The sequence below is a fragment of the Streptomyces sp. NPDC021100 genome, assembly GCF_044333095.1.
GTDB lineage: Bacteria > Actinomycetota > Actinomycetes > Streptomycetales > Streptomycetaceae > Streptomyces.
The window spans coordinates 307,838-334,293 of sequence record NZ_JBIRQH010000002.1; the positions used below are offsets into that span (position 1 = coordinate 307,838).

The 26,456-nt window shown below is 70.3% G+C and carries 17 protein-coding genes; 9 read left to right on the plus strand and 8 right to left on the minus strand.

All coding sequences use genetic code 11. The annotated features are described in order from the left end of the window. Positions 1-3: 3 nt before the first annotated feature. The gene (locus tag ACH4PU_RS05010) at positions 4-6,543 is read right to left on the minus strand and encodes a polymorphic toxin-type HINT domain-containing protein (protein WP_398266115.1); all 6,540 of its coding nucleotides are present in this window, start codon (positions 6,541-6,543) and stop codon (positions 4-6) included. A gap of 555 nt (positions 6,544-7,098) precedes the next feature. After that, positions 7,099-11,412 carry a LamG-like jellyroll fold domain-containing protein gene (locus ACH4PU_RS05015; protein ID WP_398266118.1) on the minus strand — a complete coding sequence of 1,438 codons (4,314 nt, stop codon included), beginning with the start codon at positions 11,410-11,412 and terminating at the stop codon, positions 7,099-7,101. A 60-nt stretch (positions 11,413-11,472) separates the two neighbouring features. Between ACH4PU_RS05015 and ACH4PU_RS05020 the strand changes: the two genes are divergently transcribed. Next, the gene (locus ACH4PU_RS05020; protein WP_398266121.1) at positions 11,473-12,207 is read left to right on the plus strand and encodes an NUDIX domain-containing protein; all 735 of its coding nucleotides are present in this window, start codon (positions 11,473-11,475) and stop codon (positions 12,205-12,207) included. Between the two features lie 39 nt (positions 12,208-12,246). Here ACH4PU_RS05020 and ACH4PU_RS05025 read toward each other — a convergent pair whose 3' ends face one another. Together ACH4PU_RS05025 and ACH4PU_RS05030 are read right to left on the minus strand one after the other, a co-directional pair. Next, positions 12,247-12,585, minus strand: coding sequence for an NIPSNAP family protein (locus ACH4PU_RS05025; RefSeq protein ID WP_398266124.1), 339 nt, complete (start codon positions 12,583-12,585; stop codon positions 12,247-12,249). 40 nt (positions 12,586-12,625) lie between these two features. Continuing rightward, positions 12,626-14,377, minus strand: a complete 1,752-nt coding sequence (locus ACH4PU_RS05030) for a GAF domain-containing protein (RefSeq protein WP_398266127.1) — start codon at positions 14,375-14,377, stop codon at positions 12,626-12,628. Positions 14,378-14,680: 303 nt separating this feature from the next. On the opposite strand from ACH4PU_RS05030, the gene ACH4PU_RS05035 reads away from it, so the two are divergent. From ACH4PU_RS05035 to ACH4PU_RS05045, 3 genes are all read left to right on the plus strand, one after another. Then, the gene (locus ACH4PU_RS05035) at positions 14,681-15,325 is read left to right on the plus strand and encodes a vitamin K epoxide reductase family protein (RefSeq protein WP_398266130.1); all 645 of its coding nucleotides are present in this window, start codon (positions 14,681-14,683) and stop codon (positions 15,323-15,325) included. A 202-nt stretch (positions 15,326-15,527) separates the two neighbouring features. Beyond that, on the plus strand, positions 15,528-17,210 hold the full coding sequence (gene ctaD, locus ACH4PU_RS05040; protein WP_398266956.1) for a cytochrome c oxidase subunit I: 1,683 nt from the start codon (positions 15,528-15,530) through the stop codon (positions 17,208-17,210). Between the two features lie 267 nt (positions 17,211-17,477). Then, a complete protein-coding gene (locus ACH4PU_RS05045; RefSeq protein ID WP_398266134.1) occupies positions 17,478-19,463 on the plus strand; it encodes an ABC transporter ATP-binding protein in 1,986 nt (661 codons plus the stop codon). 82 nt (positions 19,464-19,545) lie between these two features. Here ACH4PU_RS05045 and lepB read toward each other — a convergent pair whose 3' ends face one another. Further along, positions 19,546-20,448, minus strand: a complete 903-nt coding sequence (gene lepB / locus ACH4PU_RS05050; protein WP_398266137.1) for a signal peptidase I — start codon at positions 20,446-20,448, stop codon at positions 19,546-19,548. A 328-nt stretch (positions 20,449-20,776) separates the two neighbouring features. On the opposite strand from lepB, the gene ACH4PU_RS05055 reads away from it, so the two are divergent. Next, entirely contained in the window at positions 20,777-21,841 is a 1,065-nt protein-coding gene (locus ACH4PU_RS05055) for a methyltransferase (RefSeq protein ID WP_398266140.1), read from the plus strand. Between the two features lie 316 nt (positions 21,842-22,157). Here ACH4PU_RS05055 and ACH4PU_RS05060 read toward each other — a convergent pair whose 3' ends face one another. Beyond that, positions 22,158-22,730, minus strand: a complete 573-nt coding sequence (locus tag ACH4PU_RS05060) for an NUDIX domain-containing protein (RefSeq protein WP_398266143.1) — start codon at positions 22,728-22,730, stop codon at positions 22,158-22,160. Positions 22,731-22,888: 158 nt separating this feature from the next. Between ACH4PU_RS05060 and ACH4PU_RS05065 the strand changes: the two genes are divergently transcribed. The 4 genes from ACH4PU_RS05065 (at position 22,889) to ACH4PU_RS05080 (ending at position 24,623) form a co-directional block, all read left to right on the plus strand. Then, positions 22,889-23,398 (plus strand): DinB family protein, encoded by a 510-nt coding sequence (locus ACH4PU_RS05065; RefSeq protein WP_398266145.1) that lies wholly within the window; start codon positions 22,889-22,891, stop codon positions 23,396-23,398. Between the two features lie 34 nt (positions 23,399-23,432). Further along, the gene (locus ACH4PU_RS05070) at positions 23,433-23,882 is read left to right on the plus strand and encodes a DUF523 domain-containing protein (RefSeq protein ID WP_398266148.1); all 450 of its coding nucleotides are present in this window, start codon (positions 23,433-23,435) and stop codon (positions 23,880-23,882) included. A 94-nt stretch (positions 23,883-23,976) separates the two neighbouring features. Further along, on the plus strand, positions 23,977-24,315 hold the full coding sequence (locus ACH4PU_RS05075; RefSeq protein ID WP_398266151.1) for a DUF3140 domain-containing protein: 339 nt from the start codon (positions 23,977-23,979) through the stop codon (positions 24,313-24,315). A gap of 116 nt (positions 24,316-24,431) precedes the next feature. Then, positions 24,432-24,623, plus strand: coding sequence for a CsbD family protein (locus tag ACH4PU_RS05080; RefSeq protein ID WP_398266154.1), 192 nt, complete (start codon positions 24,432-24,434; stop codon positions 24,621-24,623). A gap of 147 nt (positions 24,624-24,770) precedes the next feature. On the opposite strand, the gene ACH4PU_RS05085 is transcribed toward ACH4PU_RS05080, so the two are convergent. Both ACH4PU_RS05085 and cynS read right to left on the minus strand, forming a co-directional pair. Next, positions 24,771-25,745 carry a zinc-binding alcohol dehydrogenase family protein gene (locus tag ACH4PU_RS05085; RefSeq protein ID WP_398266157.1) on the minus strand — a complete coding sequence of 325 codons (975 nt, stop codon included), beginning with the start codon at positions 25,743-25,745 and terminating at the stop codon, positions 24,771-24,773. Positions 25,746-25,845: 100 nt separating this feature from the next. Then, a complete protein-coding gene (cynS, locus tag ACH4PU_RS05090; RefSeq protein ID WP_398266160.1) occupies positions 25,846-26,316 on the minus strand; it encodes a cyanase in 471 nt (156 codons plus the stop codon). Positions 26,317-26,456: the final 140 nt, after the last annotated feature.

Here is a 26,456-nt window from a genome sequence, read left to right on the forward strand (position 1 = left end):
GACTCACAACTTCTTCCCTATGTTCTGCCATTTCATCCCTTTGATGAGGTCCACATACTCATCAAACGACATGCGACGCGTTGGGTAAATGGTGTGGTGACCAAGTGCGCGCGGACCTCCGACCCCTTTACCGTCGGCGATCACACCCAGCCCGTCGGGAAGTGGACCCGTAGGAGTACGAAGCTGCCCCTTCAGTCCGACACGACTTGCGTTCGCTACCGAATCAAACGTGGAGAGCCCCTGCACGTCCAAAGATTTCAGCTGCTCAGCAGTAGGCCCATTCACGAAGCCAGCCGCATCCACATCGATATCTTTCCCGGGGCGAACCCTCGGCCCACCCACTGTGTACAGAGAGCAGTTGCTGTTGTGAACGAGTACCGGAGCCTTACCCGCCAGCACATAGTACGCGTGCACGCCGCTGACTGTCAGGTCATGTGTGTGCTGCTGCTTGACGAAGTGTCGGGTTCCCTTGACCCGGAGCGTTTCGCCCTTGGGGCTGAGAAGGTAGGAACCGGGGCTCAGTTCATCGGCATTGACCCACTTCTTGCCGACAGCCTCCCAGAACGGGTGGGTATCCGTAGCGATGATGCTCGCAGCGCCCCGCTCCGTTTCGACCGTCAGATCGGTGAAGTCCTTGTCGTGCTCGGTGTCGAACGTGGCGACGACCTCGCGTGGTGTCTCCTTGCCCGTTTCCGGATCTGTCGCCAGGACTCTGTCGCCCGTCCTGACGTCTTCGATCGGCTTGCTGCTGCCGTCTTCGAGCAGGACTTCGGTCCCGGGCGTGAAGCTGTGGAGGCAGGAACCCTTTCCTGAGCCCCGTCCGCCGGACCGGGACCCGCCGCCCAGTCCACGCCCCGACTCACCTTCCACGCCGGGGATACCCCACAGCGCCGCTCCGGCCAGGAAGCCGTTTTTCCAAGATCCCATGCCTCTGGGGCAACTGAGACCAGTGCAGGAGAGGTACGCAAGGTACCGGACTCGGTTCAGCGCCGTATCCGCCTCCGGACCACCCCGGTTGATGGCGTCGCTCCAGCAGTTGATCGATTCGCCCATGCAGGAGCGAATGATCTCCTGATAGAGCGTCTCCTGGAATTTCTTCTTGTCCTTCCAGTTGATGGGGACCTCGACGCCCGCGTAAATCTCTTCCATGCCTCGGCTGGCCGGGTGTTCGTACCCACCGGATTCACCGCCCCCGTACCCGCCACCGTCGTAGCCACCGCCGTCATCACCGCCCTCGTCGCCGGACGAGGACTCTCCCGGCATCCGCTGGTCCCAGCCGCCGTCCGAGCGCCTGGTGCACTGCATCCCCGGCATGGTCCAGCAGTCCGCCGGCTGCAGACCCGAAGGGTCGGAAAGGGTCGCCGGGTTGTTGTGGGCGTAGGTGTAGCCGTGGTTCTGCTGGGGGTCGCCCAGGTCCATCACCGGGTCCACGCTGATGAATCGGCCGATACCGGGGTCGTATTCGCGGGCGCCGAGGTGAGTCAGACCCGTCGTCGTGTCGTTCGTGCCACCGACGAAGCCCTTGGTGCCCGGCCAGTTCTTCGGCTGTTCACCTCGTGGGTTGCCGAAGGGGGTGGTGCGTCGCTGAGTTGCCGAAGCGCCCTTCGCGTCGATGGCGAGTTGGCCCGTACCGAGGTGGTCCGCGACGACGAACGAGCCGCTGCCGTCGTCGTTCTGGACGGCCTGGACACCGTTGCCCAGGTCGAGGTAGCGGGTGGCCTTCGGTGTCTTGGCGCCCTTGGCGAGGGTGATCTCCGTGGCGCCGAGGTAGAGCGTGGTCTCGGTATCCGTGCGGCCGATGAGACGTTGGCCGTCGGCGTCGTAGACGTAGGAGGCGCTGTCGGCGGCCTTGTCGTTCCGGAACTGGACGGCCTTCGCCAGGCGCCCTTCGACGTCCCAGTCCAAGGTCTGCTTGTCACCGGCGATCGTCCGGGTCGTGGTGTTGCCGATGGAGTCGTAGGCGTAGGAGTCCTTGGCCGTGCCTGTCGGCGCGGTCGTGTCCACCGCCGTCAGCGTGTGCGGCTGCGGGCCGCCTGCCGGCGGGTAGGAGTAGGTGCGCTTGGTGTCCTTGGCGCTGTCGCCGCCAGTGTCGTGGCGGGTTTCCGTGAGACGGTTGCCGGTCTTGTCGTAGGTGTAGGAGTTCCAGTACGGGGCCGGACCGCCGATGGACTTGCCGTCCGGGGCGTTGGAGCAGGACGGCGTGGGCTGGGTCCATTCGTCCGTGACGCGCCGCAGGTAGTCGTAGGTGAAGCACTGGGTGTCCAGGCCACCCGACGCGGCGTCGGAGACCGCGCGGACGTTGCCGGTCTCGTCGTACGTGTACGTGGCGGCCTTGTCCGCGGTGGGCGCGTTCTCACGATCGACGCGGGTGGTGGCCAGCCGCTGTGTGCCCCACTCGTAACCGTTGGTGAGCTGGGTGAACTTGCCGCCCCCGGTCATCTTCGCCTGGAGCGGCTTGCCCGTGAGGCTGTAGCTGGTGACGCTCGCCTTCAAACCGCCGGAGCCGATGACCTCCGTGGGGCGCAGCAGCTTGTCGTAGCTGTAGACGATGCCGTCGCCCGACAGGGAGCCCGCCTTCGGGAGCATCACGCCCTGGACGCTGCCGGAGGGGTTGTAGGTGGTGCCGAAGTAGTACTCCCCGGCCAGGGCGCCTTCGTTGGCGGGGATCGCCACTCGTGACCGCGTGGCGCGGTACAGCGAGTCGTACTCGTCGATGCGGTTGGTGTAGGCGTTGCCGTTCTCGAAGCGGGTCGAGGTAGCGGGTTGGCCCTTGCCCCGGTTGACCGTGTCGTAGGTCCACTCGGCGAGCTTCGTGCCGTTGGCCGAGCCCTCGCGGAGCTCGGTCTTGCGGCCGAGGTTGTCGTAGGCGTAGTAGAGCGTGTTCTTGCTCTTGCGCGAGTTGGTGACGCTGATCAACTGACCGCGGTCGTCGTACGTGCTGGTCACCGGGCCCTTGTCCGGGTCCTCGGAGGAGATCGCACGGCCAAGTTGGTCGTAGGCGTACGTCCAGGCGTTCCCCGCCGGATCGGTGAACTTGGTCAGTTTGCCCGTCGGACCGTACGTATACCGAGTGACGTCCGCTTCCCCGTCGGCGCCGCGGTCGTGGTGCTGGCGGAGTTCCGTGGTCTGGCCCCGCGCGTCGATCACCGTGGTCGTGGCCGTGGATCCGACCGGCGGGATCACCGTTGTGCGGTCGCCGCCGTAGATGGTGCGGGTCGTGGACAGCACCTTGCCGGCGTCGCTGTTGCCGGCGATCTGCTTCGTTTCGGTGGCCCGACCCAGTCCGTCGTAGGCGGTCCAGGTCTGGGACTCCACCTTCAGGGCATCGTCCGGTGCGAAGAGGGTCGTCGCGGGAGCGCCGAGGGCGTAGTACGTCGCGAAGGACTTTGTGGCCAGTCCGCGCTCGTCGTAGAACGTGTCGGTGAGCAACCGGCCGCCGTCGGGGCCCGGTGCCTGGGTCTGGCGGGGGCGAAGAAGTCCGTCGTAGATCGTGTACGACGTCAATTGGCCGTAGTTGTCGTTGAGGGTCCGGGTGGCGACAGCTGCCGGCTTGCCCTCGGCTATGTAGTAGGCGAATTCGAGGCTGGGCGCTCCGCCCGCCCCCTTCGCCTTGTTGGGGAGCCACACCTTGGTGCTGCGGCCGAGCGCGTCGTAGTCGAAGTCCGTGCGCCGGTCGTTGGCGTCCGTCTTGCTGAGCGGCTGGCCGCGCAGCGGGTCGAGCGTGGTCGTGCTCGTCCAGGCGGTCGACGGGTCTCCCGCCTTGGCCGGCGGGGCAGTCGCGGTGACGGTGTCGGGGAAGCCCGTGGCGGGCGAGTAGGCGGTCGTGGTGGTGCGGCCGTCCGTCCGCTTGGTGGTCGAGCGGCGCTCGCCGGACCGGTCGAAGACCACGTCGGCCGTGAGGTCGGTGGACGACAGTTCCCGTCCGTAGCCGTCGAAGGTCTTGCCGGACTCCAGGTAGACCGCCTGCTGTCCGTCGTCCTTCTTCAGCGTGGCAACGCTGGTCGCGTCGCCCTTGGTGGGAGCCGCTCCGTAGGTCCCGCCGTCGTACGCCGTGCGGACGTCGGCGACGACCGCCTTGGTCCGGTCGACCGACGACGCCTTGTCACAGGAGGCGGCGACGGTCACGGCACGCGACGGCAGGCTGAAGATGTTGGCGTCGGGGTTGTCCGCGTACGTGGTCTGAGTACACCGGTCGTCGGCATCGGTTTCGGTGTCGCCGAAGTCGTCCGTTTGTTTGGCGCGGCCCGTCTTCGTGTCGTACTCCGTCGCCGTACGGGTCTGCCGCCATTTCTCACCCGCGCCGCCGTCCAGCGAAGTGAAGGTGCGGGACGACTCCGTGCCGGTGAAGTTCGCGGTGACCGTGCCCCAGGAGCGTTCGCGTTTGCCGGTCTCGTGGTGCCAGGGCCGGCTGACGGTTTTCGACAGAACCTTGCCGCCGGGGCCCGAGTAGGTCTCGGTGCGGTACGTGAAGCCGGCCGAGGACTCGTGGTCGGCGATCGGGCCGCCCTCTTCCTCGCTCAGGAGGATGCTGACGCTCTTCTTGCCTCCGTCGGAGTCCTTCCGGTCGCCATCCATGCCACGGAGGAAGTAGGTGTCCTCCTGGGACTTCATCGCGTCCGAGCCCTGGCCTCCCTTTTGGACCCGGACGTGTCCGTATCCGCGCCACTGGGACCAGGTCTTGAACTTCTCCTTGGTCAGCCCGTCGTCATCGTCGTAGTGCCAGGCGGCACCGTCGAGGTAGTCGTAGCGCGTGACCTGGTCGGGCGCCCCGCCCGTGCGGTCGGTGGCCGCCACGGCTTCGACCACGTACTTGTTGAACCACTGCTTGGTCGGGTCGTCACTGCTGCTCCCGCCGATGAACTGAGGAAAGCAGCGTGTGGTATTGGATTCGGGTGTGGGAAGTTTCGCCCAGTCGCAGGCCGGTTGTGAGTAGACGACGTCCGTCTGTCCGCCGAACTCGTCCGCGATCGTGGCGAGGCGCTCCTTGATGAAGGGCGCTTTGCCGTCCCCGGTCTTGTCCAGGCGGTTGGTCCGCTGGATGTAGGCGAAGGTCGTCTTCGGCAGAGTGATGGCGGGGCTCGCGGACTGACCGGTGTGCTGGACGGAGTCCAACAGGAGCTGGTAGTCGATGTCCGCCGTGCCCCAGCGGTGGTTCAGCTTCCACGAGTCGACGGGCGCGTACTTGCCGTCACTCTTGAGGACGCTGGTGGAGACCTCCGTCAGGCGCTTCCGTGTCCAGAAGGACGGAGAGAAGCGGCCCTTGTCGCACTCGGTTCCCTCCTTGCAGTTCAGGTCCCACGGAGTGTCGTACCAGTACGCTTTCTTGTCGTCGATGGTGTTCTCCGCACAGGTCACCTTGTCCTTGTCCTGCGGGAGGCACCGCTCGGCGTTGGTGAAGTCGACCTTGGCCAGCGGCTTGGCATACAGGTCCGCGGACTTCAGTCCGTACTCAATACGCTTGAGGTAGCCTCCGCGCGCGTACGGGGTGTCGTCCTTCTTCTCCAGGTCGCGGCCGTAGGAGTTGGTCTCCTTGCCGTAGTAGTAACCGACCGCGTTGCCGTGCCGGTCGACGGCGTAGTCAAGGTTCCAGCGCCAGGCCTGCTGGCACCACGAGTCCTTGAAGCCGGTCTTGTGACAGGGCTCGCCCGAGTTGTTCCCGTAGACGGGGACGGTCCAGGTGGAGTCGGTGGTGTCCTTGCCCTTCGCCCAGCCGTTGAGCTTGTGGTAGCCGAAGTAGTAGCGGGTGCCGCCCGGAGTGGTCAGCCGCCAGTACTCGTTGTCGTTGTCGCCGTTGTCGTGCTCGCTGCCGGAGAGCCGGGCGATCCTGGTGCCGTCGTCGCTCTTCAGCTTGAATTCGTTGCCGCCGGCCGGGACGAGTTCTCCCGCCTTGCCGTTGAAGGAGATGAAGGCGTTGTCATAGGCCCAGCAGAGATCACCGGGCTTGTTGCCGTCGTCGTGCTTCTCCCCGTCGTCGTAGCACGGCTTGTAGCGGCGCTCGATGAATCCGGGCCACATGTCGAAGCCGTCGCCCACCCAGGACGACTGGTTGTTGGTGTTGCCCGTGCGGCCGTCGATCGTCGAAGACGAATAGCTGAGCCCGATGTTGGGCTTCATGCTGCCGGGTACGTCCGGCACCGGAATGTCGTAGGACCAGCTGAAGGCACCGCTGTTCAGGTCGGTCTTCCAGGTCGCCGACGGTGACAGGGGCGTGGCCTTGTAGTCGCCCTTCTCGCCCGATGCGGCCGGGGCGGCGGCAAGGACGGTCGCACTCCCAGGCCGGAGACCGATGCGATCGGCGGTCAGCACCTGCTTTTCGGTGTCGTTCTTCGTGGCGAGGGGCTTTGCGGTCCGGCAGGCGGCCTTGTCGGGAGAAGTGACCGCGCAGGAAGGGAGTTCGACGAGCCGCAGCCGCGACGCGTACCCGCCGCCGAAAGCCTGCGCATAGCCGGAATAGTCGATCCGTACGCCCGCGCTCGTGGGCGCCGTGGGCTTTGCGGTGCTCTTGCCGGACGCCGGGGTGATGACGAACAGTGGCCCGTCCACCTGGGCCCGGCGGCTCGCCTCCGGTTCCAGAACGCGGACTTCGGCTTTGTCAGGTGACGTATCCGGCTTGCCCGGCCCCTTCGAAGGCGCGAAGAGACTGAGCGGGACGCTTCCCGCCTTCTCCCGCCCTCCCGCCGCGGTCGGCGCACCTGTCAGTTCGACCAGGGCTCTCCCGCTCGGGCTCCACGAGGCGCGGGGCGCCTGCCCGGGAACCCTCGGAGCTGGATCGACCTTGCGTGGTTTGCTCCCGATTGCCTTACCCGCTACCGGCTTTCCCGGTGATGGTGTGCCGGGCAGGTTGCCGGCGGCGTCGGCCGCCGATGCGGCCACGCCCTGCAGCAGTGCCCCCACCAAGACCGTGGACACTCCGAGTGCCACACGTCTGTGCCAGGGGGCTATTCGTACTCCGGACTTGCCTTTCATCTCTCGTCATCCCTCGCTGAGGCAGCGCGAACACGCCGTGCGCGCTGCGAGTGCTGCGGAATCCATCTGCGACGGCACTGCACGAATCCAGTGGGGAGCCCGACCGTCGCGGGCTCCCCACGCGTGCGCGGGTCAGCCGTGGGGAATCCGGGTGGGCAGGTCGCGCTCTCCGATCGCGAGCTGCTTGATCTGGGCGTCGCTCAGCGCCCCCTGGAAGGCCCACACGTCGTCGATCTGCCCCGACCAGTACTCGGTGCCGGTTCCCTTCGCCATCGTTCGCCCCAAGTGCAAGGACTTGGTGGCACCGAAGGAGACGGCGTTGCCCACCCGGGAAGACCGGTCGGAACACCCGGCGGCCTTCGCGGCATCGGGATCCGCGGGGCACGAGAACTCCTCCAGTACGCCGTTCGCGTACAGCCGGAGCTCGTCCGAGAAGCCGTCGTAGACCAGAGCGAGGTGGTTCCACTCCCCCGCGTCCTGGTAGGCCTTGTGGTCCACCGTCGTGACCGTGACGTCCTTCTCCGCGTCCTTGCCGGGCAGTGTCACCTGCCAGCGCCCGTGTCCTTCACCCGAGCTCTTGTCGCCCGGGAGGTACCGGACGGCGAACGCGCTCTGCGACGCGCCCTCCGCGCTCATCACCGTCATGGCGCGGCCCGGCTTGTCCGCCACGCGTTGCGCCCACGCGGTCATGGTGAAACTGCCACTGGTGTCGACGGGAACTCCGTTGGTGAAGGCCGCGGCATTCACGCCGTTGAGCTTCAGGCCGCTCTTGTCCACATGCCCCTCGCCGATGGCGGCGCCACCGGTGAGCGTCATGTCGTGCCGCGCCGCCCGCTGATCCGGAAGGGCGTCCGGTGAGACGGCCGGGCTGCCCGACGCCGCCTCGAATTGCCAACGGCCCTTCACCAGGGGACGCTGCTTCACGAGCTGGCGCACTTCGTGGACCGAGACAGGGCGATCGTAGATGCGGAGTTCATCGATCTCGCCGGGAAAGAAGTTGTCCTGCTTGCCCGAATAGGCGCCGGCGCCGATCTGCAGTTGCTTGTCGGCGTACCAGGAGGCGGCCAAGGGTTCGCTGCCGGCTTCCACCCCGTTGACGTAGAGGGTGAGAGTGCCGGCGACGATGTCCCGGACGCCTGTCAGGTGCGTCCACTCACCGCCCTGCGGTCGTGCGCCCGCGCTCTGGACCACTTTGTTGGACGTGGCATCGGTGGTGTCCTGCGTGTGCTGGTTCAGCACCCACTTGTCGTAGGAGGGCGAGTAATAGAGCTCGACACCACTCGCATGGGATCCGGCCTGGGTGACGACCACAGCCGTGTGCGTCGGCTTGTCCTTTGGCAGACGGACCCAGGCGGAGACGGCGAAGGCACCCATGGTGTTGAAGTGGGGGGCGTCCACGGTGGCGTAATCGTGCACGCCGTCAAGAGAGAGCGCCTTGCCGTCGACGCCATCGGAGCCGGGCTGGGGGCTACCGTGGAAAACCGCCGGCATGACGTCGGCGCGCCCGGTCACTTCCTTGGCACCGGGTTCCTCGTCCAACGGGAAGACCGCACGGGCCGGGCGTCCCGGACCGCGAATGTGTTCCTTGGCGTAGAGCCGGGAGACCTCGTTCGCGGAAGCGGGCTTGTTGAAGATCTCCAACTCGTCGAGCTGTCCGGGGAAGAACGCGTTCGGCTTGCCATTGGACGATGAGGCGCCGATCAGCAGACCGCGACGAGCGTCCCAGGGTGTCTTGTACGAAACGGCGCCTTCCTGTCGGCCGTTGACGAACAGCCGCAGTTCGTCGTCACCGCTGTCGTAGACGCCGACCAGATGCGTCCATTCCCCCGGCTTCACACCGCCGGGTTTCTGCTGCATGACCCGGACGGGCAGTGCGCCGTCCGTGTCCGAGGCGAACTGGCTGAACGCCCACCGGTCATAGTCCTTGGAGTAGTACAGCGAGAATCCGGGCGAGTGGTTGCCGGGCTGGGTGGCGACGGCCGCCGGTTCCGACGGCATCTTCGACAGCTTCGCCCAGGCGGAAACCGTGAATCCGCCGGAGGTGTCCACGATGGGCACGTCGGTGCCGGCGTACGCGTCCGTCCCGTTCAGCGTCAGGGATTTGCCCATGACGCCATCGGTCCCGGTGACCGCGCCCCCGTGCAGCTCCGCCGTCCGGGCCGGGGTGCTGCCCTCGGCCTGCTTGGCGTCCGGCCCTTCGTCCATCGCCCACGTGGCCCGTTCCGGCTGGCCGGCACGCACCTTGTAGCGATAGGTGTACGGCTCGCTCATATTGCCGACGGCGTCGAGCGCCTGAACAGTGATGAAGTTCAGGCCCGCGTCACCGGGAAGGGCCTTGATGGTCCTCGCGGCTCCCTCCGTGGTGCCGAGCGTGTTCTTCGGAGTGGCGTCCCCGTTGATGCCGTAGATGTACTTGGTGATGTCCTTGCCGGCAGGGCCGACGGTGAAGGAGCCGTAGCGGCCTGTCCCGTCGTACCAGGGATCGTCGTCGTCACCGGACGAGCCCGGCTTCGACTCGGGATAGTCGGCGGATGTCATCTTGGGCGCGGGCAGGACCTTGGGGTCACGGACGAAGTAGCAGCCACTGGGCGAACCTGCGTACGACCAGGGCGAGTATCCGCGTCCGTCGTAGGAGCGCGCGTACCAGTTCACCGGGGTGTTCACGGCGATGTTGGACGGCAGGGTGACGTGGAAGTCGGAGCCGGACTTCTTGAACGAGGTCAGCCCCGGCTTCCAGCGCGCGATGGTTCCCTTGCCGTCACCCGCGTCCCACTCGGCCTGGAACTCGACCGCGACGTCGTCGCCGTCCGGATCGGTGACGTGGTCGGCGTGGATCACTCCCAGGCTGCGTACGTGAACCGCCTTCTCCGGGATCCTGCATTTCCCGCCGTACTCCATCGACAACTGGGACATGGAGATCTGCGGCGGCGTCTGGTTGTACTGGACGCGCAGGTATGCCCGGTCGGCGAACCGCTTCCAGGCGTAGGTGTCGCTCTCGTCCGATGCCCGCAGGCCGAACGTCACCGAAGACCACGACTTGCCCGCGGCCTCTTTGACCGTGTCGAGAACCTTGAACTCCGCGTCCGCACTGGCGCAGCCCTCGAAGCCGTACGCGAAGTCGTACTCGCCCAGCTTCTTGATCCAGAAATCGGAGGAGTCCTGGGAGTTCCACGTGGTCGAGGAATCGATGCCCTTGGTCCGCCACAGCTGGACCCCCTTCTTCGTACACGAGGCCGCCCAGGTCTCGGGCACCACGAACTCGGCCGAGAGGATGGTCTTCCCCGCGAACCTGGAGGTCGGTATCTCGTAGAAGAGACGCTTGGTGTCACCCGGGTTGCAGTGGTTCCAGTCGCAGTAGCCCATGCCGGCGTCGGTCTTGCCGTTGAACTTCCACTGCGGCTCGTTGGCCCAGTACTTGGAGGCCATGGTCCACGCCGACGAACGAGGCGAATACCACTGCGGATCGATGTACACCGGGTACACGGTGTCGGGACCGGTCAGCACCTTCTTGTCGGGGGTCAGAACCAGTTCCCGCCCACCGTCCGGCACGTCGACCGCCACGCGGGCGAGTTGCCCGGACTCTGCCGGACCGGAAACCTCGCGCCGGTTCGCGGTGACAGACGGGACCTTCCTGGAGTCAGGTCTGCGAAGTGCTGCTCCGGACCGGTTCGGGGCGGACGAACCGGGGCTGGAGTCCCACATCATCGGGGTGGGTGCTTCGAAGACCGTGCCTCCTGCTCCCTGGTCGATCGCGTTGAGACCTCCCTGAGCCGTCTCCTGGACCGCGACTCCCTCCCCGGCGATCTTCAGACGGAGGTGCGCGAGCTCCGGATTGGCCGCCGCCTTCGCCGACTTCACCACCAGCAGTTGCGTGAATCCGTCCACTTGGGCGGTGAGCCGGAGATCGACGTCCGGCAGGACATCGGGATACGTCGCCGTATCCCCCTCCAGCCGCGGACTCGGAAGCCTGGTCGGCCAGTCGAGAGCCAGCTTGCGGCCCGCCTTGTCGAGCTTGACCAAAGAAGTGTCGCCACCTCCGGAGAACGAGACTCCGACGGTGGCGACGTGCGGCGAGACCGACCCCTCGGGCGTTCTTTCCAACGCGACGTCCGTGGGCCGCCATTCACCGCCCACACGCGCCCTGACCGGCCTCAGGTACTCCCGCGTCTCCAACGTGCCGTCCGGCTTGGCGACGACATCCCAGCTCTCACCACGCTGAGAGGCCACCTCCACGTTCTTGCCCGACCGCTTCGCCTGGGCGAGTGCATCGGCTTCCGACGCTGCCCTCCCGGAATCGCCCCCGCCCTCATAGCGCGGTGCGGGGTTCCTGGCCGAAGCCGCACCTGCCGCGGACGCGGCATCCGGCAGCACACCCGTGATCAAGGCCAGGCCGAGACCACAGGCGACCGCGACACCTGAGGCACGTGCCCGTGCACGACAAAACATCCCCCAAGCCCTCCCCAAAGCTTCTCCACATCAAGCAACGGGAAGTGACCATAGAGACACATGGAGCGTTGGTCTACACCTAGAGATGTGCTCCACATCTGGTCGTTCTGCGCGATTCTTGACAATCTCCAATGTGTCAAGCATCACAGGCGCGTAAAGCCGCCTCTCCCGGCGAAGACGGACGATCACCCACGACCAGCCGGTTCACTCAAGCGGCTGAACCCTCGCCCCCGGGCCGCCCGGCGACAGTACGCTGACGGGCCAGCGGTCCGTGAAAGTCGTTGCGAGGGCAAGCAGTTGACCAGACATCCGCGGTTCCCCCGAGCCGAGTGGCTCGCCCGGCGAGCGCGCATCCTGGGGTGTGCCGCCTCCCTTGTCCACGAAGACGAGAGGCGGATCATGCTGCTGCACACCTCCTGGGGCGATGCGTGGCAGCTGCCGGGCGGCGGCCACGACGACGGGGAGGATCTGTGGCGGACGGCCGTGCGGGAGACGTTCGAGGAGACGGGGCTGGCCATGCCGGAGGTGCCCGAGCTGCCGGCCGTGGACTGGGGTGTGCACCCCGAGGGCGTTCCCGAGGTCTTCGCCCTGTTCAAGGGGCCGCTCGTCGACGCAGGCAGCGTCGAGGTGCGGCTGTCCGACGAGCACGACGCCTGGCGCATGCTCACCGCCGACGAGTGGGCGCCGTTGGTACCCCCGCGGCAGGCCCGTGTCCTGGCCGCCGCGACCGGGGTGCTGCTCGGGGGACGGTGCCCGTACCTCCGTGAGGCCGGGCACCTGGCCGACGTGCCGTAGGGGTTGCCCCCGCCGTCCGCCCGGACGAGCGGCGCTCCGCTACGCGGACGCCACCGCCGCCGCGCCCTCCGTCCCGCCGTCGAGCGGGCGCAGGAAGCGGCGTTCGTAGCGCTTGATACAGCGGGTGGTGCGGGCCAGTTCCCAGGTGGCCTGGCATTCCGGGTCGGTCATGCTGTCCGTGCGGTAGCGCTCGTACGCGGCCATGCTCGGGAAGGAGAAGAGGGCGTACGCGATGTCGCTGTCGCCCTCGCTCGGCAGGAAGTAGCCGTGGTGTGTGCCGCCGAAGCGGTTGACGAGCCGGACCCAGCGGCGGCCGTACTCCTCGAAGTCCGCGAGCTTGTCGGCGTCGATCTCGTACTTCAGGTGAATACTGATCATGCCCCGCATGATGCGGGATGTGCCGCGAGGACAAAAGCGGTTATCGGGGGGCGGCTTCTCCTGCGTCCGCCGGCCCGTGCCCCATCGGGCACCCGCCGCCCGTCAGGGGGATGCGCCACTCCAGGTGGGTGCCGGTGCCGCCCGGTGGGGTGGTGAGGGTGAGGGTGCCACCGTGGCGTTCGGCGCGTTCGGTGAGGTTGCGGAGGCCGCTGCGACGGGTGGCGGTGGGGGGCATGCCGATGCCGTCGTCCGTGACCGTCAGGACGAGGGCCCCGCCCTCGTTGACGACGGCGACGTCCACCGTGCCGGCCTCCGCGTGCCGGGCGACGTTGGCCAGGGCCTCGGCGAGGACGGCGACGGCGTCGTCGGCGGCCTCGCGGGGCACCTGGGTGTCCAGCAGGCCCTCCATGCGCAGGCTGGGCGCGAAGCCGAGGGACGTGCCGGCCTCGGCGACGGCGCGGACGGCACGGGTGCGGAGGCCGTGCTGGGGGGCGGTCTCGCGGGAGCGGAGGCCGAAGATGGTGGAGCGGATGATCTTTATGGTCTCGTCGAGGTCACCGACGGCGCGGCGGACACGTTCGGCGGCCTCGGGGTGGTCGATGAAGCGGTCGGCGCTCTGCAGGGTCATGCCGGTGGCGAACAGCCGCTGGATGGCGAGGTCGTGGAGATCGCGGGCGATCCGGTCGCGGTCCTCCAGGAGAGCCAACTGGGCGGTGTCCGCGCGGCGTTCGGCCAGTTCCATGGCAAGGCCGGTCTGGCCGGCGAAGGCCAGCAGCGGTTCGGCCTCCCATTCGGGGAAGTCGCCGGCGCCCGCGGCCCGGACGAGCAGCAGGACGCCGTGCACGACGTCGTCGCCGGAGGTGACGGGGACGGCCAGGGCGGGGCCCGGGCCCGCCGGGCCGGCCGGCGCCTCGACGGCGGAGCCCCGGGCGGGGCGTCCGTCGGTGAACGCGGCGCCGCTGAGGGTGCCTTGGAGCGGCAGGACCAGGTGGCGGAGCCCGTCGGCGCCCGTCCCCGTCGCCGCTTCCACGGTCAGCGCGCCGTCCCCGGCCTCCGGCAGGGAGAACACGGCGAGGTCGGATCCGGTGATCTCGCGGGCGAGTGCGGTGATGCGGGCGGTGACCTCGGCGCGCGGCCGGTCGGACATCAGGGCGGTCGTCACCTCGGCGCCGGCCCGCAGCCACCGTTCGCGCCGGGTGGACTCCTCGTACAGGCGGGCGTTCTCGATGGCGATGCCGGCGGCGACGGCGAGGGTGGCCAGCACCTCCTCGTCCTCGTCCTCGAAGTCCGCTCCCCCGCGCTTCTCCGTCAGGTAGAGGTTGCCGAAGACGTGGTCGCGGACCCGGATGGGCACCCCGAGGAAGGTGTTCATCGGCGGGTGGCCGGGCGGGAAGCCGTACGAGGCCGGGTGGTCGCAGATCTTCGGCAGCCGCAGCGGTTCCGGACGGCGGATCAGCTCGCCCAGGATGCCGTGGCCGCAGGGGTACGGGCCGATGGCAGCGATCTCCTCGTCGGTGAGCCCGACGGTGAGGAACTGGGACAGCCGCCGGCCGTCCGGCCCGATGACGCCGAGGGCGCCGTAGCGGGCGTCGACCAGCACCACGGCCGCCTCGATGATGCCGCGCAGCACCTGTTCCAGCTCCAGGCCGCGGCCGACCGACAGGACGGCCTCCAGCAGCTTGTGCACGCGGTCGCGGGTGCCGCGGGCGGCGTCGAGCCGGGCCTGGACCTCGTCCAGCAGTTCGTCCAGTCTCAACTGCGGCAGCCGTACCGCCGACCCGGTGTTCTCCACGCCTCTCCTCGCCTCTTCCGGGCCCCGCCGGTACCGCGCGCCGGCCGGGACGTCCGGATACGGCCCCTGACGGCCGATCAGCCCTGTTCAGGACCCCGCCCACCGTATCGCCGCGCCTTCCGGTGGGGCCGACCGGCCCCTGTCCCCCGCCGCCGCGGGCCCGTTCAATGGGGGCGACGGGTCCGCCGCCGAGTGGCGCGGCGGCGGGCCCGCTCCGCCCTGCCCGGCGGCCCGTCGTCCCGCCGGGAGGGCGGGTCCCGCCGGCACGGACGCCCGAGTGCCCAGGGACCAGGAGGGACAGCCATGACCGAGACCGCGCTCGACCGGCCCGCCGACGGAGGCGCCAGGGAGGCGCGGGACGCCCGCGGCGCCCGGAACGCCGCCGGAGCCGGCCGGGCCCTGGCCTGGCTGCTGGTCGTCGCCGGGGCGCTGGGGCTGCTCGCCTCCTTCCAGATCACCGTCGACAAGATCCGGCTGGCGGAGAACCCGGGGTTCCGGCCCGCGTGCAGCCTCAACGCCGTCGTCTCGTGCACCCATGTGATGCTGAGCGACCAGGCGTCGGTGTTCGGCTTCCCCAACCCGCTGATCGGCCTGGTCGCCTACGCGGTCGTCGTCGCGCTCGGCGTCGTCCTGCTGACGGGCGCCCGGCTGCCGCGCTGGTGCTGGCTGGGGCTGAACCTGGGGACTCTGGCCGGGGCGGTGTTCTGCATGTGGCTGATGTCCCAGGCGCTCTACGTGATCGGGGCGCTGTGCCTGTGGTGCTGTCTGGCGTGGGCCGTGACGATCGCCCTGTTCTGGTACACGACCGCGCACAACCTCCGGCACCGGTTCCTGCCCGCGCCGTGCGGGCTGGTGCTGGGGGTGCTGGAGTTCCACTGGGCCGTGCCCGCCGCCTGGTATGGGGTGATCGCGCTGCTGGTCGTGGAGCGGTTCTGGGCGCCGTGGTGAGCCCGGCCCCGGAGAGGGCCGTTCGGCCCTGCACCTGGCCCCGCCCGGCCCCTGCCTCGACCCCCGGCCGCCGCCGATCATGAACGAGGCCGGAGGGGCCCGTGACCCCCGCGTGCGCCCCTCCGGTCCGTGAAGAACTTTCGGCAGATGCGGAGCAGGTGTGCCAGTGGACGGCGTCGAGGTGCGGAGCGGGCGGAAACCCCTGACGGAACGCCCCATCGGGGAGGCGGCCGCGGGTCCCCGGCCGAGGAGTTCACCCGTCGAGTGGCTGACGACCACCGACCACAAACGGATCGGGACCCTCTATCTCGTCTCCGCCTTCGCCTTCTTCATCATCGGCGGGATCCTGGCCCTGCTGATGCGCGCCGAACTGGCCCGCCCCGGCTCGCAGATCATGTCGAACGAGCAGTTCAACCAGGCGTTCACGATGCACGGCTCGATCATGCTGCTGCTGTTCGCGATGCCGCTGTTCACCGGCTTCGCCAACTGGATCATGCCGCTGCAGATCGGCGCGCCCGACGTGGCGTTCCCGCGCCTGAACATGCTGTCGTACTGGCTGTTCCTCTTCGGCTCGCTGATCGCCGCCGCCGGCTTCCTCACCCCGCAGGGGGCCGCCGACTTCGGCTGGTTCGCCTACACGCCGCTGTCCGACGCGTCCCACTCCCCCGGCGTCGGCGCCGACCTGTGGATCATGGGCGTGGCGCTGTCGGGCTTCGGCAGCATTCTGGGCGCCGTCAACTTCATCACCACCATCATCTGTATGCGCGCCCCCGGCATGACGATGTTCCGGATGCCGATCTTCACCTGGAACGTCCTGCTCACCGCGCTGCTCATCCTGCTGGTGTTCCCGGTGCTGGCCGCCGCGCTGTTCGCGCTGGAGATGGACCGCAAGTTCGGCTCGCACATCTTCGACCCGGCCAACGGCGGGGCGCTGCTGTGGCAGCATCTGTTCTGGTTCTTCGGCCACCCCGAGGTGTACGTCCTGGCGCTGCCGTTCTTCGGGATCGTCTCCGAGGTCATCCCGGTCTTCTCCCGCAAGCCGATGTTCGGTTACTGGGGTCTGATCGCCGCGACGATCTCCATCGCCGGCCTGTCGGTGACGGTGTGGGCGCACCACATGTACGTCACGGGCGGGGTGCTGCTGCCGTTCTTCGCCTTCATGACCTTCCTGATCGCGGTCCCGACCGGGGTGAAGTTCTTCAACTGGATCGGCACCATGTGGAAGGGCTCGCTGTCCTTCGAGACACCGATGCTCTGGGCCACCGGCTTCCTGATGACCTTCGTCTTCGGCGGTCTGACGGGTGTGCTGCTGGCCGCCCCGCCGCTCGACTTCCACACCTCCGACTCGTACTTCGTCGTCGCCCACTTCCACTACACGCTCTTCGGCACGGTCGTCTACGCGATGTTCGCCGGATTCCACTTCTGGTGGCCGAAGTTCACGGGCAAGATGCTGGACGAGCGGCTGGGCAAGGTCACGTTCTGGACGCTCACGGTGGGCTTCCACCTGACGTTCCTGGTCCAGCACTGGCTGGGCGCGGAGGGCATGCCCCGCCGGTACGCGGACTACCTGGCGGCGGACGGCTGGACGGCGCTCAACACGCTGTCGACCATCGGCTCGTTCCTGCTCGGGCTGTCGTTCCTGCCGTTCTTCTACAACATCTGGAAGACGGCCAAGTACGGCGAGAAGGTGGAGGTCGACGATCCGTGGGGCTGGGGCCGGTCGCTGGAGTGGGCGACCTCCTGCCCGCCGCCGCGGCACAACTTCCCGTCCCTGCCGAAGATCCGTTCCGAGTCCCCGGCGCTCGACCTGCACCGTCCGGGCCTGGAGTCGGGTGACGCGCGGACGGCGGCGGAGCGCGAGCCGGCGGTGACGTCGGGCGGCTGACAGGCGCGTGCACCACCGGGGCCCGGGGACGCGGGAACAGCGTCCCCGGGCCCCTTCGTGTCGCGGCCGCAACCGCTCCCTCACCCTTTCGTGTGAGTTAGTCCGGAGAACGGCCGTCATCGTCAACGGTCCGCCCACTCACGGCGCATTGAGGCGCTTCGCGGCGCTTGCCCGCTTTCGGGCGCTGCCGTGTCCTTCCCCCATTTGGCGCAGTTGGTCACGGGACCGCCGGAAACGGCACCCGAACGAGTGGAGGGAGCACCAATCGTGACGACCGACCACGAACTCAAACCGACGGCGCACCCGCCCGGCCCTCCGGAGACACCCGAGAGGACCGAGACGACCGAGACCACCGAGACGCCCAAGGCGACCGAGACGGCCGAAGCGACCGCACCACCCCGCCCGCCCCTGCCCGAACCGAAGGAAGTGCGATGTCGCGACGCCGGGCTACGGAACGCGTTCGAGACCGCGTCCTTCCTCCAGCTCTGCTCCCGCATCCCCGCCCTGCTGGCCCAGATCGCCCGCATGGCCTGGGAGGTCGACCGCCGGGACGTCCTGGTCCTGGTGGGCTGCCAGTTGCTCTCCGGCACGGCGGCGGCCGTCGGCCTCGCGGCGACCGCGCGGGCCATGACACCCGTGCTGGGCGGCGGTCTGGTGCCCGACCGCATCCGCGAGGCCCTCCCGGCCCTGATCGTCGTGGCGGTGGCCGCGGCCGTCGCCCGCGTCACGTACGGAGTGGCGTCCTGGGCCGTGAGCCGGCTCAAACCCCGGCTGATGACGGCCGCCGACGTCGCCCTCGTCGAGGCGGTCGTCTCGGTGGAACTGGCCGCGCTCAACCGCGCCGACTTCGCCGACGAGCACGAGGCGGCCGAGACGGGAGCGATCCGCTGCGACCGGATGCTCCACGACGCGCAGGCGTTCATGTCCGCCCTCATCCGGCTCGTCGCCGCCTGCGGAGTGCTGACCGTCCTGCACCCGCTGATGCTTCCGGTGCTGGTGCTGGCGGTGCTGCCGTCCGGGGCGGGCGCGGTCGCCGAGGCGAAGATCGAGCACCGCACCCACTACGCCAACGTCTCCCGCCGCAACGTCAAGGGGATGATGCGCTGGCACGTCACCACACCGCGGCTGGCGGACGAGGTGCGGGCCAACAGCATGCGCGAGTACCTGATGTTCTGGTACCGGACGGTCTCCCACCGCATCGACGCGCGCATCGTCGAGGCGGCCGGCCTGGGGCTGCGCGTCAACCTGCTCGCGGCGGTCGCCGGCGGCGCCTGCCTGACGCTGGCCTGGACGACGCTGCTGTGGCTGACCGTCACCGGCCGCGTCTCGTTCGCCGTCTCCGCCACGGCCGTCGTCGCCGTCCGCGCCGCCCTGGGCAACCTCACCAACGTCGTGCACTACTGCACCAGCCTCTTCCACTCCACCCTCTACCTCGGCGACTGGAAGCGGTTCGTCGACCGCACCCGGGCCCTCGCCCCCAACCGCGGCCGGGAGGCGGCCCCCGCCCACCCGGAGACGATCCGCTTCGAGAAGGTCACCTACTCCTACCCGAACAAGGCCCGGCCCGCCGTCGACGGCCTCGACCTGACGCTGCGCCGGGGCGAACTCGTCGCGGTGGTCGGCGAGAACGGCTCCGGGAAGTCCACCCTGATGCGGCTGGTGACCGGGCTGTTCACCGCCGACAAGGGGACGGTGTCCTGGGACGGCGTCGACCTGGCGAACGCCGATCCGGACACGGTCTGGGCCCGCACCGGCCTCGTCCCGCAGTTCTTCGCCTACTGGCCGCTCACCGCCCGCGAGAACATCACCCTGGGCCAGCCCCTCACCTGGGACGACGACCGGGTCTGGGAGACCGTCGACCTGGTCGGACTGCGCCCGACCGTCGAGGAGTTCCCCGAGGGGCTCGACATGCTGCTCGCCCGCGAGCTGTGGGGCGGCGTCAACCTCTCCGGCGGCCAGTGGCAGCGCATCGCCTGCGCCCGAGCCCTGTACCGCAGGCCCCCGGTACTCATCCTGGACGAGCCGACCAGCGAACTCGACGCCCGCGGCGAGCACATGATCTTCCAGGCGCTCAAGGACATGGCCAAGGACCGCATCACCATCGTCGTCACCCACCGCCTGGACAACACCCGGATCGCGGACCGGATCGTGGTGATGGAACACGGCCGGATCACCGAACAGGGGCCGTTCGACCGGCTGGTGACGGCCGGCGGCCTCTTCCAGGAGCTGTACGCGCTCTCACAGGACCGCTGAGCGGCCGGGGACGACACGAAGGCGCCCGGCCGCCGGACCGGGAAGTCCGGCGGCCGGGCGCCCGCCCGGTTCGCGATCTCCGCTACCCGCGCCGCTCCGCGCGGCGGACGGCCACGCGCCGGCGCAGCAGCACCAGCGGTACGGCGCCGACGAAGGCCACGGCGGTGGGCGCCGTGGCGGCCGCCTTGTCGATGCCCTTCTGGTCGAAGGTGTCGGGCACCGGCAGGGTGGACCAACGGTCGATCGGCCAGGCCACGACGATCGCCCGGCCGACGACGTTGCCGACGGGCACGAAGCCGTTGCCCGGCTCGTCCTGGTGGTAGCGGGAGTCCGCGGAGTTCTGCCGGTGGTCGCCCATCACCCAGAGCCGGTCCTTGGGCACGGTGACCTTGAACTGGCCTTCGGTACCCAGGCTGCACGGCGTGTTCCCGGGGAAGACGTACGGCTCTTGGAGCGGCTTGCCGTTGACCTTCAGGGGGCCGGTCCCCTTGCACTCCACGGTGTCACCGGCGACCCCGATGACCCGCTTGATCAGGTCCTTCTCGTTGGCCGACGGCATCAGCCCGACGAAGCTCAGCGCCTTCTGCACCAGGTTGGGCTCCGGCGTCGGCTCGTCCCTCAGCCAGGTGCCGGGATCGTGGAAGACGATGACCTCGCCGCGCTCGGGCTCCGCACCGAACCACGGGGTCAGCTTGTCGACCAGCACCCGGTCGCCCCGCTGGAGGGTGTTCTGCATGGAGTCCGAGGGGATGGAGAACGCCTGCACCAGGAACGTCTTGATCAGCAGCGCCAGCACCAGGGCGACCACGATGAGGAGGGGCAGCTCCTTCCAGAACGGCCGCTGCTGTCCGGCCTTCTTCTTCGCCTTCCCCGGCTTCCCGGCCTGCTCGGCCCCATCGGCCCGCTCGGTCGCGCCGGCCGCCCCCACGGGCTCCTCCTCCGGCCCGCCCTGCTCCGAACGCGCGCCCACCGCCACGTCCCCCACATCCACTCCTCACTTCGACCACCGCCCGTTCCGTGCGCGGCCCGGGCCCCGGCGTTCCCGTCGAGCGGGAGATTCCGGCGGGGTCAGCCTATGCGAAGCGGGGATGCGGACGTTCCGGGCGGCGGCCGTGCGCGCCGTGACGGGCCGTCGGCGGCGCGGCGGATTCCTCCGTACGGGTCGCCGGATCCGTACCGTCCCCCATTGCCGGGACCGATCACCGCGACCTAGGGTTGCCTCGCCTCCGCGCCGCGGACCACGCGTACACCGTTCACCCCGTCGTCGCGGCCTCCCCGGACAGCCGACGGCGGCCTGCCGAAAGGAACCAGGGATGGCAACGGAACCGGACCGGACGAACGGCGGCCCCGCCGGCCCCCCGCCGCAGGCGGTCGTCCAGCGGCTGATGTGGGGTCACGCGCTCTCCTACCTGCTGGACACGGTGCTGCGGCTGGGCGTGGCCGACCGGCTCGGCGACGGGGAGGCCACCGCCGAGGAGCTCGCCGCCCACTGCGGCACCCTGCCCGACCCGACCGTGCGGACCCTGCGGGCGATGGTCCCGCTCGGCCTGCTCGACGAGGTCCGGCCCGGCGTCTTCCGGCTCACCCCGGCCGGCGCGCTGCTGCGCGAGGACCACCCGGAGAGCATGGCCGCCGTCCTCCGCGTCTTCACCAACCCGGCCATGGTCGGCGCCTGGGAGCACCTGGCCGACGGGCTGCGGACCGGCCTGCCCACCTTCGACGCGCTGCACGGCCACGACTACTTCACCCACATCCGGAAGGACCCGGAGCTGTCGGCCGACTTCAACACGGCCATGAGCCAGGCCACCCGGACGACCGCCGAGGTCCTGCCCGGCCACTACGGCTTCGGGCGCTTCGGCACCCTCGTGGACGTGGGCGGGGGCGACGGCACGCTGCTGGCGGCCGTCCTCGCCCGGCACCCGGGGCTCCGCGGCGTCCTCTACGACTCCGCGGAGGGGCTCGCCGAGGCCGCGCCCCGGCTGGAGCGTGCGGGACTGTCCGGCCGGTGCGTCCTGGAGGCCGGCGACTTCTTCGTCTCCGCCCCGGCCGGCGGCGACCTGTACCTGCTCAAGAGCGTGCTGCACGACTGGAGCGACGAGCGGTGCGGGGCGATCCTCGACGGGATACGCCGGGTGGTACCGGACGACGGCCGGCTGCTGATCGTCGAGCCGGTGCTGCCCGCGCCGGGGACCGCCCGGGCCGACACGGACCCCGGCCCCTATCTGAGCGACCTCACCATGATGCTCGGCCTGGGCGGCAGGGAGCGCACGGCCGAGGACTTCACGGCGCTGTGCGCGGCGTCGGGGTTCGCGGTGACGTCCGTGAGTCCGCTGCCGGCGCCGAGCGCGTTCTCGCTCGTGGAGGCGGTGCCGGTGTGAGAGTGCCCGTGCGACGGGCCCGTGTGACGGGCGGACGCCGGTGGTGCCGGCCGCCGCGGCGGCCGGACCGGGCGGGTGGACCGGGCGGGTGGACCGGGCGGGTGGACCGGGCGGGTGGACGGCCGTACCGGCCACCCGCCCGGAAGCGGCGGGGCGGGCCGGGCGTGCCGCGTGGCGGGACGGGCCGCCGCCGGGCGCGCGCGGCGGAGCGCATCGTCCGGGCGTACGGGGGTTCGCGGTGCGGGGCCGCGTACGGCCGGGTGGCCGCCGGGGCCGGCCCGCCGCTCCCCCGTACCCCCGCCGGACGAGACGAAGCTCACCCTCGGCCGGCGGGCGTCACCGGCAGCAGCCGTGCCGCCAGGAGCAGCCCCATCACCGTCCCCGCCTCCGTCAGTTCCCCGCTCCCGGCCATGCGGACCGCGTCGTCGAGCGGCAGCCAGCGCACCCGCATGCCGGCCTCGGTCGGATCCCGCCGGAGGGTGCCCCGGCGCAGGGCGGTGCCCAGGTAGAGGTGGGTGACGGCCGGCGTCCGGGACGGGAGCGGGTGGAAGACGCCCAGCGGCCGGAGCTCGCCGGGGCGCCGGCCCGTCTCCTCTTCGCATTCGCGCGCCGCCGCGGCCTCCGGGTCCTCCCCCGCGGCGACGGCCCCGCCCGGGATGTGGGGCAGCCGCCGGCCGATCGGGGCGAAGGCGTCCTCGACCAGGGCCACGCGGCCTTCGTCGTCGACGGCGACGACCCGGGCGCCGTCCGCCATCGTGAGGCGCTCGTACGTTCCCTCGGTGCCGTCCGGCTGGACGACGCGGTCGCGGTGGAGCGTCAGGTGCCGCCCGCGGTACAGCACTTCGGTGCCGAGCCGGTCCCAGCCGGGGCACCCGTGGTCGTCGGACATGGCTCGGTGTTCCCCCTGGACCGGTGACGGCGACATGGCGCCCTGAGAACGACCCGGCCGCCCGGCGGTTCCGGGGGCGCGGGGGCCAGGGGCTTGTGCGCCCCGGCGCTCCGGGATACACCTGCCCTCACCACCGGAAGCGAGCAGGAGTACGGCACATGGCCCCCGACGAGCGCGTCCCTCCTCCCACCACCGGCGGCGAGCGGGAGACGCTGCGGGCCTACCTCGACTACCACCGCGCCACCCTGGCCCGGAAGTGCGAGGGGCTCACCGACGACGAGCTGCGCCGCCGTTCGATGCCGCCGTCGACGCTGACCCTGCTCGGCCTGGTCCGCCACCTCGCCGAGGTGGAACGCACGTGGTTCCGCCGGGTGTTCGAGGACAACGCCCTGCCCCTCGTCTGGTCCGACCGCATGGACTTCCAGGTGGCGTACGACGCGTCCGCCTCGACCCGCGCCGAGGCGTTCGCCGCATGGGACGCCGAGGTCGCCCGCTCCCGCCGCGTCGAGGCCGCGTCGGCGTCCCTCGACACGACGGGCCTCCAGCCGCGGTGGGGGCGGCGGGTCTCGCTGCGCATGGCGATGGTCCACGTCCTCCTCGAATACGCCCGCCACAACGGCCACGCGGACCTCCTCCGCGAGGGCGTCGACGGCACGGTGGGGGCCTGAACCGGGGCGCCCTCCGGCCGGTTAGCCTGGCGGCATGGAAGCGATCCTGGTCAGCGCGTGTCTACGGGGAGTGCCCTGCCGGTTCGACGGGCGAGACAAGGCGTCGTCGGAGGTCGCGGAGGCGGTGGCCGGACGCGCGGTGGTCCCGTTCTGCCCGGAGGTCGCGGGCGGGCTCGCGACGCCGCGGCGGCCCGCGGAGCTGGTGGGCGGTGACGGGCACGACGTGCTCGACGGGACGGCGCGCGTCGTCGAGGACACCGGGCGGGACGTGACGGTGGAATTCGTGGCCGGGGCGCGGCGCGCGCTCGCGGCGGCGCGGCGGGCGGGGTGCTCGGAGGCGCTGCTGATGCCGCGCAGCCCGTCGTGCGGGCGGGGCGCGGTGTACGACGGCTCGTTCGGCGGGGAGCTGGTGCCGGGGGACGGGGTGACGGCGGCGCTGCTGGAGCGGAACGGGATCACCGTGCGCCCCGCGCCGGGAGTGTGAGCCGCCCGCCCGATCGCGTCCGGGCCCGTTTACCGTCCCGGCGATCGGCAACGCGTGCCCCGACGGCAGTTTCCGGCCATGAGGAGGCAGCACAGTGGCAGCGTCCGGCAAGGTGAGCACCGAGCTGTGGGACGAGTTCCATACGGCGGTGAACATGACATCGCGCGAGCTCCAGGACTGGCTGAGCGTCCAGGCGGCGGGCGAACGGGCCGAGGAGGTCCCCGACCGCGGCGGGCCGCCCACCGGGCGGCAGGTCCTCGACATCCTGGCCAAGCGCCGCACCGACCTCACCGAGGACGACGCCCGCGTCATGCGGCGCGTCTGCGACGTCGTCCGCTCCCAGCGGAGCCCGGACCGGGAACCGGAGGCCGGCGGGACGCAGTGGCGGCACGGCCTGATGAACATCGGCCACGACCCGCTGAAGCCGTCCTGACCCCGCGCGCCACGGCCACGGCGTGCGCGCCGGGCCATGGCGATCGACACTGGAAGCCGGGGAGCGGGCGCCGTCCGCCCCCGGCCCCTGCAAGCGAAGCGAAGGGCATCGCCGACATGAGCGCCAAGGACAGGACGAAGGCCAAGGCCGATCAGACGAAGGGCCGCCTGAAGGAGACCCTGGGCCGGATGACCGGCGACCGCCGGACCCAGAGCGAGGGTCACCTCCAGAAGGTCAAGGGCGAGCTCCACGACGCGGTCGCGAAGGCCCGGCACGCGGCGGAGCGGAAGCAGCACAAGGGCAAGTGACGCCGCGCGCCCGGCGGCGGGCGGGTGCGGGGCACCGGCCCGCCGCCGCGGGCACCCGGCGGCACGTGGACCGGCCGTGCGGTACGACGACGGCCCGGCCGCCGGCATGCGGAGGCCGGGCCGCGCCGCTTGCCGGCCGGCCCGTCCTCAGCCGGCCACTCGCAGGAGCAGCTTGCCCGTGGTCGTGCGCGTCTCCATCAGCCGGTGCGCGTCCGCCGCCTCCGCGAGGGCGAACTCCGCCGTGACGGGCAGGCGCACGGACCCCTCGGCGACCGTGCGGAAGGCCCGCGCCGCGATCGCGCGTACGGCCTCCGGCTCGGTCGCCACGAGCGTGAGGAGCGAGAAGCCCGCGACGGAGACCGCTCCGGGGAACAGCTCCTGCTGCCCCAGCCGCCACGGTTCCGCCGCGCTCGCGTTGCCGTAGGAGACGAGGCGGCCGAAGGGCGCGAGCGCCTCCAGGCTCCGCCGGAACGTCTCGCCGCCGACCGGGTCCAGCGCGAGGTCCACGCCCCGGCCGCCGGTGGCGGCGCGCACCTCGTCCGCGAAGTCCCCCACGAAGACCTCGTCGTACCCGTGGGCAAGCGCGTACTCGGCCTTCGCCGCCCCCGACACCACGCCGAACACCCGCCCCGCGCCCGCGGCCTCGGCCAACTGGCCGAGCACCGTGCCGACACCGCCCGCCGCTCCCTGCACGAGCACGGTCTCGCCCGCACGCAGCCGGCCCACCTCATGGAGGAGCGCGTGCGCGGTCGGCAGGACGGTGGGGAGCGTGGCGGCGGTGCGCAGGTCGATGCTGTCCGGCAGGGTGAAGACCGTCGCGGCGTCGACGACTACGGTCTCCGCGTAGCCACCGCCCGGGGTGAACGCCGCCACCGGCCGGCCGGCTTCCAGTCCCGTGACGCCGTCGCCGACCGCACGGATCCACCCGGACACCTCGAGGCCCGGCACGAAGGGAAGCGACGGCACGCGGTAGCCGTCGCTCCGCGACTTGACGTCGGCGAAGTTCACCCCGGCGTACGCGACGTCGATGGCGACCTGCCCCGGGCCCGGCCGGGGGGCCGGGACCCGGGTCTCCGTCAGGACCTCCGGGCCACCGAACTTCTCGAACCGGACAACACGCATGACAGCCACCCCTCATCGAGTGTTCAACGCCAATCAAACACTCGGGAGTGTACGCCCATCGTCGAACACTCTACAATCGATGACGGCCGGGGCCCGTGGGTCAGAAGGGCTTCGTGGGAAGGTACTTGCCGTCGAGCGTGATGACCGCGCGCTCCCCGCCCTCCGGGTCGGCCACCTTCTTCACGTCGAGCCGGAAGTTGATGGCGCTGATGATGCCGTCGCCGAACTGCTCGTGGATCAGGGCCTTCAGGGTCGTGCCGTAGACCTGGAGCATCTCGTAGAAGCGGTAGATGGTCGGGTCGGTCGGGACGCCGGTGCCGAGGGAGCCGCGGGTCGGGATGGTCCGCAGCAGCGTCACCGCGTCCTCGTCCAGGCCGAGCAGCTCGGCGACGGACCGCGCGGACTCCTCCGGCAGGGCGTGCTGGCCGAGGACGGCGGCGGTGACGAAGGCGACCGAGAGGCCGGCCGCGTCGGCTATCCGCTGCCAGGTCAGATCGCGGCGGATCTTGGCCGCCACGGCGGCTTCGGCGAGCCGCAGGCGGGCGGCGGGGTCGAACTGGGCGTGCTGCACGGGTGGTTCCTTTCAGGGGTGCCGGTCCGCGGGTGCGGCGGCTTGGTGTGAGGGCTTGATGTGGGCATGGCCTGGCAGGGGGCCTGGTCGGCGACGCGAGATCCGCGCCCGCGGCCGGGAAGCCGGGCCCGGGTGGCGGT

Excerpts from the sequence above, each read along its gene's own strand:
- ACH4PU_RS05015 (WP_398266118.1), bottom strand. The coding sequence starts at position 11,412 with ATGTTTTGTCGTGCACGGGCACGTGCCTCAGGTGTCGCGGTCGCCTGT.
- ACH4PU_RS05060 (WP_398266143.1), bottom strand. The coding sequence starts at position 22,730 with ATGTCCGACGACCACGGGTGCCCCGGCTGGGACCGGCTCGGCACCGAA.
- ACH4PU_RS05020 (WP_398266121.1), top strand. The coding sequence starts at position 11,473 with ATGGAGCGTTGGTCTACACCTAGAGATGTGCTCCACATCTGGTCGTTC.
- ACH4PU_RS05055 (WP_398266140.1), top strand. The coding sequence starts at position 20,777 with ATGGCAACGGAACCGGACCGGACGAACGGCGGCCCCGCCGGCCCCCCG.
- ACH4PU_RS05085 (WP_398266157.1), bottom strand. The coding sequence starts at position 25,745 with ATGCGTGTTGTCCGGTTCGAGAAGTTCGGTGGCCCGGAGGTCCTGACG.
- ACH4PU_RS05025 (WP_398266124.1), bottom strand. The coding sequence starts at position 12,585 with ATGATCAGTATTCACCTGAAGTACGAGATCGACGCCGACAAGCTCGCG.
- ACH4PU_RS05070 (WP_398266148.1), top strand. The coding sequence starts at position 23,433 with ATGGAAGCGATCCTGGTCAGCGCGTGTCTACGGGGAGTGCCCTGCCGG.
- ACH4PU_RS05035 (WP_398266130.1), top strand. The coding sequence starts at position 14,681 with ATGACCGAGACCGCGCTCGACCGGCCCGCCGACGGAGGCGCCAGGGAG.
- ACH4PU_RS05065 (WP_398266145.1), top strand. The coding sequence starts at position 22,889 with ATGGCCCCCGACGAGCGCGTCCCTCCTCCCACCACCGGCGGCGAGCGG.
- ACH4PU_RS05080 (WP_398266154.1), top strand. The coding sequence starts at position 24,432 with ATGAGCGCCAAGGACAGGACGAAGGCCAAGGCCGATCAGACGAAGGGC.